Genomic DNA, 9,271 nt, shown 5'->3' with positions numbered 1-9,271 from the left:
GGCGTGCTCCGCAGACGGTGTGACCCCTGGGCGTCGTCCCGAGCGCCGCCAGCAGCTACGAGTTTCGCGTCAGCCGCGCAGCAGGGCGGGCGCCCACGAGCGCGACATCGGCAAACCTGCCCGGGCGCCACCCATGGGCACGCCGGATCTGGCGCACCGGCTTCCGGGGTCCGGCGTTGGCTCGTACAGCGCAGGCGAAGTCCCGAGGAGGACACGCGATCGCCCGGTCAGAGTGGTCGGCGTCAGCAGACGACCGAGAACCGACCCTCCCGGGGCCGTCGGCCGACGACCGAGGACCTACCTCCCGCGGCATGGCCCCCCAGCGCCGGAAGTGACCAGCCCGCCGCGACCCGTCCCTCATACCTCCCAACCGCTCACGAGGAGCCGCCGTGCATGCCGTGCCCCTGTCCCCAGGCGCCGCCGCGTCCGCATCCCAGTCCCGGCCGGGCGCCAAGCCCGCCACCAAGCCCGTCATGGTGACCACGGCCGGTTCGCTGACCTTCGGGCCGGGGCCGTGTTGTCTCGTCCTCTCACCCCGCCCCGGGGTGGACGTCTCCGACGGCGTGTGGTGGCCCCGCACCACCGACCTGCAGGTCGAGCTGCCGCTGCTCGACGTGGCAATGCACCACCTCACACGTGCCCGCATCGCCCGGCTCGGCCAAGAGCGCTCACTGTGGGACGATGCCCCACGCAAGATCCGCACCCCGCTGGGCATCACGCGCATCTGCTGGTTCGAGTACAGCCGCTACCCCGAACACGTCATCCTCTCGCTGAGCAACGACCAGCGGCTCATGCTGAGGGTGCTGCCACCGGGCACCGACGAGGACGCAGCCCACCGGATCCTGGAGTCAGCCCGGGCATTCGGAAGACGGCACCCACCGTGGCCGCGAACCGCGCGGCTCACGGCCAGCGCTTGACGTCACCGTTCTCGCTGCCCCGGGTCGCGGAGAGTGTCCTCACGTGCCCCGTGACGGCCAGCTCCTCGACGACGTCGCCCAGTTTGCCGTTGGTGTTCTGGCTGACCCGAAGCAGCCGCGTGAACGCTTGGTCGGCGGTGAGCCGTGGCCTGCCCAATGAACGCGACCGACGACCACTGCCGTAGCTGTTCGCCGCAGTGGTCCTTCGAGTCCTTCCCGTGGTGCCGTTGCCTGCGCACGTGGGGGAACGGATGCTCCATCCCAGTGCTGCCCTCGGCTCAACGCCTTTGCGGCGAGGCATGCCTTGTCTGGCGGTCACGGAGGCCCCGCTGCAGGCGCAGGTCGTCACGAAGCGCCGGCGGCATGGGCAGCCTGCGTGTGACGAGCTCGGCGGCAAGGCTCTCCATGGCATCGAGCAGCACGCCACGAGCCGCCACCAGCAGGGCCGGATCGACTCGTCCCGCCCGCAGGGCGTGCACCTCGCCACGGGCGGCACGGACGAGCAACAGCAGCTCGCCCAATTGCAATCGAGGTTGCGCGAGAGCCGGCGCCACGCCGGCCAGCGCGGAAGCCGATCCGTCGCCGTGGGATCCGCCAGCCCCGTTGGGGCTGTCCCGGCCCGCCGGAGCGTTCGAGGTCACCAGTGTTCGGCGGTCTTGCGCGCGGCGAGCAGGGTGTCTGCCTCTCCGGCTGGGCTGAACTCGCACGACCCGTCGTGGCCGTGTCGCATGATGCACATGGCCCCGGTGGGCAGGTGGACCTGCGCGCAGGCACCGTCTCCCGCCGCGTCTTGGTCGACCGAGGGGTTGTGGACCTCGGTCACGTTGTCGGCGCTGGGGCCAGAGTCGGTGTTGGACGGTGCGTGAGGGTCCATCGAGAAATCCAGCTAACTCCCCTCGCAGGCGAGAGGGCATGTGCCCCGAAGTGAGGCTGCGCCCCACCCTACGTGGTCGTTCACTCGATCGAGGTCAGCCATGCACCGCCATCGGTCGCGGGGGCCCGGCCAGCGTGGCCGGGCTTGCCCGTGCGACGACCGTCTGAGGGTCGAGCCGCCGGGTAGGTGAGCAGTACCGCCGCTCCAAGGCTTCAGCAGAGTGGCACGGTCGGTGGCGTTGGCTGCGTCGTCCCCTGGTCCCAACCCCATTCTGGGGACCCAGGTGGCGGCGTTGTCGGCCTGCATGGGGTCGCTCTGGTGGCCGGTCATGGGTGCGGCCGCCTGGTGCTGCTCCTCGTCGTCGTCTCGTCCTGACCGCCGGGGGCGGGTCCATCGGCCCCCCCGCCCCCCCGAACCGGCGATCATCACCGTCTTGGCGGCGGTGGCCATCGCGTTCGTCATCCGACGTGCAAGGACTTCGCCTCGACGCCGGCAGCATCGGGCCACCTGATACCTGCGCCGGCCCTGGCGTCGTCCACCACTCGTGCCGCTCACCGGGACGCTGCGGTGCCAGGCGAAGAACCCGAAGGACCTGCTCGGATCACCTCATGAAGACACGGGTGGCGGTTGAACCGCGAGGGTCCTTCGGGTCCTTCGCAGCCCCACCTGTGCTGGTACGGGACTCACCAGTTCGCCCCGGCGGATACGGGGACTCCGAGCATCACTTCTCACGACGTTTCCGGCGGGTTCTGCTGTGTCACCTCGTTGGCGGCCCACTCGTCGGCGGCAGCGCCTGCTTCATCAGCATCGGCGGCGTCTCGCTGCCGCTGCGCTCTCGGGTAGTCGCCCGAGGCCTCAAGCATCTCGGCGAACTCGTCATGAGCCCAGGCAGCGAGGTGGTGGGCATCCGCGGCGTGGTGGTATTCCTCGATCGCCCGCGTCTGAGCTTCGACGGCGGCCTCGGCGGCGTGCTGCAGGTCGGCGTCGGTGACCGGAGTCTCCGAGGCCAGCCGGTTGAGACGGAGCTTCAAGGCCGTCACGCGGGCACTGGCTTGCTGGGCCCGCCGAGCCGCGCGGGCTCCTCGGCCCTTCGCCCTCTCGCTGCTTCCCTCCACCACCCCAGTCTCCCTCACTCCAGCGCCCTCGGCAGCAGAGTGATCCGTCACGCTCCCGGCCTCGGGCGAAGGACCCGAAGGACCGGCTCGCATCACTCCCACGAAGACGCCCTCCGCTGGTGAACCGCGACGCTCCTTCGAGTCCCTCGCTCATAAGCCGACCTTCGTGAGCAGCTCGGAGGAGAGCCACTGCTGCACCAGGACGCGGTCGGCCTCGATCAGGTACGCGACCGTGCTGGGGTAAGGGTGGTCCGACCCCGACGCACACGGCAGCAGGAGGTACGACGATGCGGCGACTCGCCCAGGCGCAGGGAGTGTTCAACATCGTCAGCGGCGTCTGGCCGCTGGTGAGCATGCGGACGTTCGAGGCCATCTACGGGCCGAAGACCGATCGCTGGCTCGTCCACACCGTGGCGGGGCTGCCGACGACTGTCGCGCCGGTGCAACCCAAGACATGCAACCCGGCGGGTCTACTGTCCCAGTAGTTCGCGGTCCTCGGCCGTCAGGACCACCGTGCGCGGAGCCCAACCCGCCGGTCGCTTCGACTGCTCGGCCAACCCGAGCAGCCGGCACCGAGCCATGATGACCGCGCGCACCTCGCGGGCGGCCTCCACGTCGCCTGCCATGGCCTTGTCCCATAGGGCCGCCTGCAGTGCGTCCAGACGGGCCAGCTGGCGATCATCTACGGCCTCCTTGCGGTCCCGGGCAGCGCGTCGTGGACGATGTGGTGCACCGTGCCGCGGTTGGCATAGCCCAGCTCGTCGGCGATCTCCTGGTAGGTGCGCCCCTCCGTCGCCAGCTGGATGGCGCGAGCATGACGGGCCGTCGCGAGAGCTCGGTTGCGGTGCTTGCCAGTGACCAGAGGGATGGCGGCCGGGACGCTCATGAGAACCATTCTCTCTCGCCGCCTAGGGACTGTTCGACGTCGTCAGCCTTGGCCGGCGTGGCGGGCCGTCGGGCACCAGACTGCGGAAGTGTCATGGGGGGCGATCCTGCAGGAGGTCGTCCGAGGACGCGTCTCCGTACACTCAGGTGTGACCAGTTCGGCGTCATCGCCCGCCTCCTCGTCGGACCCCGGTCCGGACGACGCTCCGGACCGCTCGTCTGGGGACGGCCCCGAGGACGGTTCCGGTGACGGTCCAGCGCACGACCGCAACCGCGACCGGGACCGCGCGGCCCGCACTTCCGGCGACAAGATCGGCCAGCCCGCGGAGTCCAGGCGCAAGGGTCCGATCCGGCCGGCCACCGCTGGACTGGTCCTCGGTGCCCTCGGGGTGGTGTTCGGCGACATCGGCACCAGCCCGCTGTATGCCCTGCAGACGGTCTTCTCCCTCGACCAGGGGGAGGTCAAGCCCACGCCCGGGGACGTCTACGGCGTGATCTCCCTGGTCTTCTGGTCAGTGACGCTCATCGTGTCGGTGAAGTACGTGCTCGTGGTCATGCGGGCCGACAACGACGGGGAGGGCGGGGTGATGGCGCTGGCAGCGCTGGCCCGCGGGCTGCTCAGCTCGACCTCCAAGCGGACCCGCGTGGTCATGGCCCTCGGTGTCCTCGGTGCGTCGCTGTTCTACGGCGACTCGGTGATCACCCCGGCGATCTCCGTGCTGTCGGCGGTCGAGGGCATCACCGTCACCGGCCCCGGGCTCGCCCCGTTCGTCGTTCCGATCGCGGCTACGATCCTCACCGTGCTCTTCGCGGGGCAGCGGTTCGGCACCGGGAGGGTCGGGTCGATGTTCGGCCCGGTCATGCTGGTGTGGTTCCTCGCGATCGCCGTGGCCGGTCTGGGTCACGTCGCCGGCCACCCTGCGATCATCACCGGGCTCTCGCCGACCTTCGCCGTCGGCTTCGTCGTCTCGCACCCGTTCATCGCCTTCGTCGCGCTCGGTGCGGTGGTGCTCTCGATCACCGGCGCGGAGGCACTGTATGCCGACATGGGTCACTTCGGGCGGCCGGCGATCAGCCGGGCGTGGTTCTGGGTCGCCTTCCCCGCGCTTGTGCTCAACTACCTCGGCCAGGGGGCGCTGATCCTCCAGGACCCGAAGGCGATCAGTAACCCGTTCTTCCTGCTCGTGCCGGGCTGGGCGACGATCCCGATGGTCATCCTGGCGACCGGGGCCACGGTCATCGCCTCGCAGGCCGTCATCTCGGGCGCCTTCTCGATGTCGCGCCAGGCCGTGCAGCTCGGCTTCCTGCCTCCGCTCACCGTGAGGCAGACATCCGACGAGGAGCAGGGCCAGATCTACCTGCCGTTCGTCAACGCTGCGTTGTTCGTTGTCGTCCTGGTGCTCATGATCACCTTCGGCTCCTCGGCCAAGCTCGCGACGGCCTACGGCGTCTCGGTGACCGGGGCACTGCTGATCGACACCCTGCTGCTCCTCAGCGTGGCCCGCATCCTCTTCGGCTGGTCAACGTGGAAGCTCGTGCTCGCCGCGGTCGCTTTCGGGGGCACCGAGGCGGCCTTCATCAGCGCCAACCTCACCAAGATCGTCAGCGGCGGCTGGCTCCCGCTGCTGATCGCCGCGGTGATGTTCACGGTGATGACGACCTGGCAACGTGGCCGGCAGCTCATCATCCACAACCGCACCGAGGCGGAGGGTTCCCTGACGGAGTTCATCGAGCAGCTCTCCACCCAGCACCTCGTCCGGGTGCCGGGGGTCGCAGTGTTCCCGCACCCCTCGAGCGCGACGACTCCCCTGGCCCTGCGCGCCAACGTCGAGCACAACGGGGTGCTCCACGAGCACGTCGTCATTGTCTCGGCGCAGGCGCAGAACGTGCCGCACGTGCCGCTGGAGGACCAGATCACGGTCGACGACCTCGGCGACCCCGACGACGGCATCGTCTTCGTCAGCATCCGCTTCGGGTTCGCCGACAGCCCCAACCTGCCCAGGGGGCTGACCATGGCCGCCGGTCAGCACCCCGAGACGCACTACGACGCCGACACCGCGTCCTACTTCCTCTCCCGCGCCACCCTGCGCGCCGGCCACGAGCCGGGGATGCAGCGCTGGCGCAAGCTGCTCTTCATCAGCCTCGCCCACAACGCCGCCGACCCGTCGGTGCGCTTCCACCTGCCCCCCGACCGCACCGTCATCATGGGCTCCCGCGTCAACCTCTGACCACCGGCGCCCCTACAACCCGAGAGCCTGACGATCCACGGCCGTCATGAACCACCGTGCGCGGAGCCCACACCAACGGTCGCTGCGTCTGGTCAGTCCGGCCTTGGCATCGTCCATCAGTCATGCCGCTCACCGGGAGGCTGCGGTGCCCGCGAAGGACCCGAAGAACCTGCTCGGATCACATCATGAAGCCACGGTTGGCGGTTGAACCGCGAGGGTCCTTCCGGTCCTTCGCCCATCAGCCGACCTTCGTGAGTTGCTCTGCCGAGAGCCATTGCTGCACGATCCACGTCGAAGTGCGACTCGCCCACCGGCTGGGCAGGCCCTAGGCCCCTGTATACCGCTCCGCGAAGGACCCGAAGGACTGACTCGGATCACCTCACGAACGCTCCCTCAGCCGTTCAACTGCACTGGTCCTTCGAGTCCTTCCCGCGGTGCCGTTGCCGGCGCACGTGTTGGGAACGGCAGTTCCATCTCACTGCTGCCCTCGACTCAACGGCTGTGTGGCGAGGCATGCCTTGTCGGGCGGTCACGGAGGCCACGCTGCAGGCGCAGGTCGTCACGAAGCCCCGGCGGCATGGGCAGCCTGCGTCTGACGAGCTCGGCGGCAAGGCCCTACATGGCATCGAGCAGCACGCCCCGAGCCGCCACCAGCAGGCAGGGCCGGGACCGGCAGGAGTACGGCGACACGTCGCTGGACGGAAGAAGCAACCACTTCAACGCCGGCCAGGGTGCGATTCGCCCCTCCTGGTCGACCAGCGACGCCAGCGACTTCGACACCTCCGTGCATGCCAACCGATCTGCGCGGAGACGCCGACAAGGAGGCGCCGTGTCGGCCCAGGGATGCCCGTGGCTCAGTTCGATTCGTCGTTGGTCTTGTTCACGACAGCCTTCGTCCAGCTTCCCGGTATGTAGATGGCCAGCGGGAGGTAGCCTCGGCCGGTGTGGTAATTGACGACCAGATGGCCCTCCTGGAGCTCGAAGTGCACGCCGTCCTCGTGCACTTCGGGGCTGCCGTCGGAGGTCGTCACGGTGACTGGCATCATTGATCCTTTCGTGGCCCCCGGCGTGAGGGTCCTCTGTGACCATCTTGACTGCCGCGCCCACCCAGGAGTCGAGCACGCTCAGTCGTTGGCAGTGCGTGGAGGCGCTCCCCGATGGCCGACCTGCTCGGCCAGGCTCTTCCGAAGGTGAACGGCTGCCTGCGACGAGCGGTCGTGATGGAGGTCACTGGGACATGGGGCCGGCCTCTCGGGGCGGCGGCCATCGTGTGCCGCAGGGCAGGCTGGGTGGTCACCGACCACCACACCGGCAGAACCACCGGACGCCGGCCAGGCAGCTGCTGTCGAGGTTCATGCCGAGCCGCCTTGCTGAGCGTTCCATATCGAAGGACGTGCCGTGATGGCCGCACCCACACTTCCAGCCCTCGCCCACCGGGCCGACGTCTCCGGCGCTGGCATCCACCCTCGGAAGTTGGGCGGGGAGCCCGCGGCCTCGTCGCTGGCCACCGGCCGGGTGGGGCGAGTTGCCCTCAACCTGCTGCGCCTGGCGCTGGGCGTCGAGTTCCTTTGGGCCTTCTTCGACAAGCTCCTCGGGCTCGGCTACGCCACCTCGAGCGCCAGGCCTGGACCCAGGGTGGCTCGCCCACGAAGGGGTTCCTGTCCGGCGTCGCGGCCGGGCCGCTGCAGGGCCCGTTCAACGCCATCGCCGGGAACACCCTGATCGACTGGCTGTTCATGCTGGCCCTGCTCGGCATCGGAACCGCCCTGATCCTGGGTGTGGCCCTGCGCGTGGCCGCCGCCTGCGGGACCGTGCTCCTGCTCATGATGTGGTTCGCAACCTGGCCCCCGGCCGCCATCGCCGCTGGTGAGCCCACCCACTCCACCAACCCAGTCGTCGACGACCACGTCATCTCCGCGCTGGCACTCATCGTCATCGGCGCCTACGCCGCCCACAGCGCCGGCTACCTCGGCCGCTGGTGGTCCGACCAGCCCGCCGTCCACCGGGCGAAGTGGCTGCGCTGACCATGACAACCACCGCCGCGGTTGTCCTTGTCGTCGTCTTCGCCCTGCTGCTCGTGGGGACGATGATGGCCGTGAAGATCGTCAAGCAGTACGAGCAGGGCGTGCTGTTCCGCCTCGGCAAGGTGCGGAACCTCCGCGAACCCGGGCTGAGAGTGATCGTCCCGTTCGTCGATGTCCTGCACCGGGTGTCGCTGCGGATCGTCACCATGCCGATCCAGTCCCAGGGCATCATCACCCGCGACAATGTCAGCGTCGACGTCTCGGCGGTTGCCTACTACCGGGTCGTTGACGCCGTGAAGTCGGTCGTGGCCATCGAGAGCGTGCGCGCTGCCATTGACCAGATTGCCCAGACAACGCTGCGCAAGGTCGTCGGCCAGCACACCCTCGACGAGACCCTCTCCGAGACCGACCGCATCAACCTGGACATCCGTGAGATCCTCGACGTCAGCACCCTGGACTGGGGCATCGAGGTCACCCTCGTGGAACTGAAGGACATCCAGCTACCGGACAGCATGAAGCGGGCTATGGCGCGTCAGGCCGAGGCCGAGCGGGAGAAGCGGGCCAAGATCATCAACGCCGAGGGCGAGTCCCTTGCCGCGGCCGCTCTCGGGCAGGCCTCCGACATCATGATGGAGCACCCCCTCGCGCTCCAGCTGCGCAACCTGCAGAGCATGGTAGAGATCGGCGTCGACAAGAACACCACCGTCGTGTTTCCCGCCCCGCTCATGTCCACCATCTCCGAGCTGGGAGCCTTCCTGGCCCGTGAGACGGACGCTGCCACGCACGCCACCGCGAATACCGGTCGCCAAGGCCGACCCGTCAATGGCGCCGCTGCCGTTGCTGAGGAGCTCGCGTGAACGCCACGCCCCGGCCCGCACCCGTCCTCGCCGGGCTACCCCAGCCCTCGCCCCCCACCGAGCCCGACACGGAGCCAGTCGCCAAGCCGGCGACCGGTTCGTCGACTGAGGCGTTCGCCGATTCCCCTCGTCTGGTGTTGTCACCGCGGCCAGGACGGGACGAGTGCGACGGCGTGTGGTGGCCGCGAACGACCGATGTGCAGGTGGAGCTGCCACGGCTCGACGTGGCGGTGCACCACCTCACCGGCGCCCGGATCGCCCGGGTCGGCTACGAGCGCGGCCTGTGGGGCCAGGCGCCACGGAAGGTGCGTACCCCGCTGGGCATCACGCACATCGGGTGGTTCGAGCACAGCCGCTACCGTGACCTGACC

At 69.3% G+C, this 9,271-nt stretch carries 12 protein-coding genes; 6 read left to right on the top strand and 6 right to left on the bottom strand.

Features of this window, described 5'->3' with window-relative positions; genetic code table 11:
• Nucleotides 1–398 precede the first annotated feature (398 nt).
• A complete protein-coding gene (locus AC1DE0_RS22365) occupies nucleotides 399–917 on the top strand; it encodes a DUF5994 family protein (protein WP_478105833.1) in 519 nt (172 codons plus the stop codon).
• 278 nt (nucleotides 918–1,195) lie between these two features.
• Here the strand turns inward: AC1DE0_RS22365 and AC1DE0_RS22360 are convergent, their stop codons facing one another.
• The 3 genes from AC1DE0_RS22360 to AC1DE0_RS22350 form a co-directional block, all read right to left on the bottom strand.
• A complete protein-coding gene (locus AC1DE0_RS22360; protein ID WP_478105831.1) occupies nucleotides 1,196–1,558 on the bottom strand; it encodes a hypothetical protein in 363 nt (120 codons plus the stop codon).
• Nucleotides 1,555–1,791 carry a hypothetical protein gene (locus AC1DE0_RS22355; RefSeq protein ID WP_478105829.1) on the bottom strand — a complete coding sequence of 79 codons (237 nt, stop codon included), beginning with the start codon at nucleotides 1,789–1,791 and terminating at the stop codon, nucleotides 1,555–1,557. The genes AC1DE0_RS22360 and AC1DE0_RS22355 overlap by 4 nt, the downstream gene beginning before the upstream one ends.
• Before the next feature lie 728 nt (nucleotides 1,792–2,519).
• Nucleotides 2,520–2,831: a hypothetical protein gene (locus AC1DE0_RS22350; protein WP_478105827.1), complete on the bottom strand. Its 312-nt coding sequence runs from the start codon at nucleotides 2,829–2,831 to the stop codon at nucleotides 2,520–2,522.
• 389 nt (nucleotides 2,832–3,220) lie between these two features.
• On the opposite strand from AC1DE0_RS22350, the gene AC1DE0_RS22345 reads away from it, so the two are divergent.
• Nucleotides 3,221–3,391 (top strand): hypothetical protein, encoded by a 171-nt coding sequence (locus AC1DE0_RS22345; RefSeq protein WP_478105826.1) that lies wholly within the window; start codon nucleotides 3,221–3,223, stop codon nucleotides 3,389–3,391.
• Here AC1DE0_RS22345 and AC1DE0_RS22340 read toward each other — a convergent pair.
• Entirely contained in the window at nucleotides 3,377–3,532 is a 156-nt protein-coding gene (locus AC1DE0_RS22340; protein ID WP_478105824.1) for a hypothetical protein, read from the bottom strand. The two genes, AC1DE0_RS22345 and AC1DE0_RS22340, sit on opposite strands and share 15 nt — an antisense overlap.
• A 56-nt stretch (nucleotides 3,533–3,588) precedes the next feature.
• Nucleotides 3,589–3,792: an RNA polymerase sigma factor sigma-70 region 4 domain-containing protein gene (locus tag AC1DE0_RS22335; protein WP_478105822.1), complete on the bottom strand. Its 204-nt coding sequence runs from the start codon at nucleotides 3,790–3,792 to the stop codon at nucleotides 3,589–3,591.
• A gap of 148 nt (nucleotides 3,793–3,940) precedes the next feature.
• On the opposite strand from AC1DE0_RS22335, the gene AC1DE0_RS22330 reads away from it, so the two are divergent.
• Nucleotides 3,941–6,019 (top strand): potassium transporter Kup, encoded by a 2,079-nt coding sequence (locus AC1DE0_RS22330; protein ID WP_478105820.1) that lies wholly within the window; start codon nucleotides 3,941–3,943, stop codon nucleotides 6,017–6,019.
• Nucleotides 6,020–6,873: 854 nt separating this feature from the next.
• On the opposite strand, the gene AC1DE0_RS22325 is transcribed toward AC1DE0_RS22330, so the two are convergent.
• Entirely contained in the window at nucleotides 6,874–7,062 is a 189-nt protein-coding gene (locus tag AC1DE0_RS22325) for a hypothetical protein (RefSeq protein ID WP_478105818.1), read from the bottom strand.
• A 525-nt stretch (nucleotides 7,063–7,587) separates the two neighbouring features.
• Here AC1DE0_RS22325 and AC1DE0_RS22320 point away from each other — a divergent pair.
• The 3 genes from AC1DE0_RS22320 to AC1DE0_RS22310 all read left to right on the top strand — a co-directional run.
• The gene (locus AC1DE0_RS22320) at nucleotides 7,588–8,043 is read left to right on the top strand and encodes a hypothetical protein (RefSeq protein ID WP_478105816.1); all 456 of its coding nucleotides are present in this window, start codon (nucleotides 7,588–7,590) and stop codon (nucleotides 8,041–8,043) included.
• Nucleotides 8,044–8,108: 65 nt separating this feature from the next.
• Nucleotides 8,109–8,900, top strand: coding sequence for a slipin family protein (locus AC1DE0_RS22315; RefSeq protein ID WP_478105814.1), 792 nt, complete (start codon nucleotides 8,109–8,111; stop codon nucleotides 8,898–8,900).
• The coding region (locus AC1DE0_RS22310; RefSeq protein ID WP_478105812.1) for a DUF5994 family protein at nucleotides 8,897–9,271 on the top strand (375 nt) is incomplete at its 3' end. The genes AC1DE0_RS22315 and AC1DE0_RS22310, both read left to right, overlap by 4 nt.

This window comes from Terrabacter sp. 05T424 (genome assembly GCF_056396225.1).
The sequence above is the reverse complement of the archived record's forward strand: the minus strand, read 5'-3'. Positions and strand labels throughout refer to the sequence as shown.

Bases quoted from the DNA above. Each gene is read 5' to 3' on its own strand.
- AC1DE0_RS22355 (WP_478105829.1), bottom strand. From the start codon at position 1,791: ATGGACCCTCACGCACCGTCCAACACCGACTCTGGCCCCAGCGCCGAC.
- AC1DE0_RS22340 (WP_478105824.1), bottom strand. From the start codon at position 3,532: ATGGCAGGCGACGTGGAGGCCGCCCGCGAGGTGCGCGCGGTCATCATG.
- AC1DE0_RS22335 (WP_478105822.1), bottom strand. From the start codon at position 3,792: ATGAGCGTCCCGGCCGCCATCCCTCTGGTCACTGGCAAGCACCGCAAC.
- AC1DE0_RS22325 (WP_478105818.1), bottom strand. From the start codon at position 7,062: ATGCCAGTCACCGTGACGACCTCCGACGGCAGCCCCGAAGTGCACGAG.
- AC1DE0_RS22315 (WP_478105814.1), top strand. From the start codon at position 8,109: ATGGCCGTGAAGATCGTCAAGCAGTACGAGCAGGGCGTGCTGTTCCGC.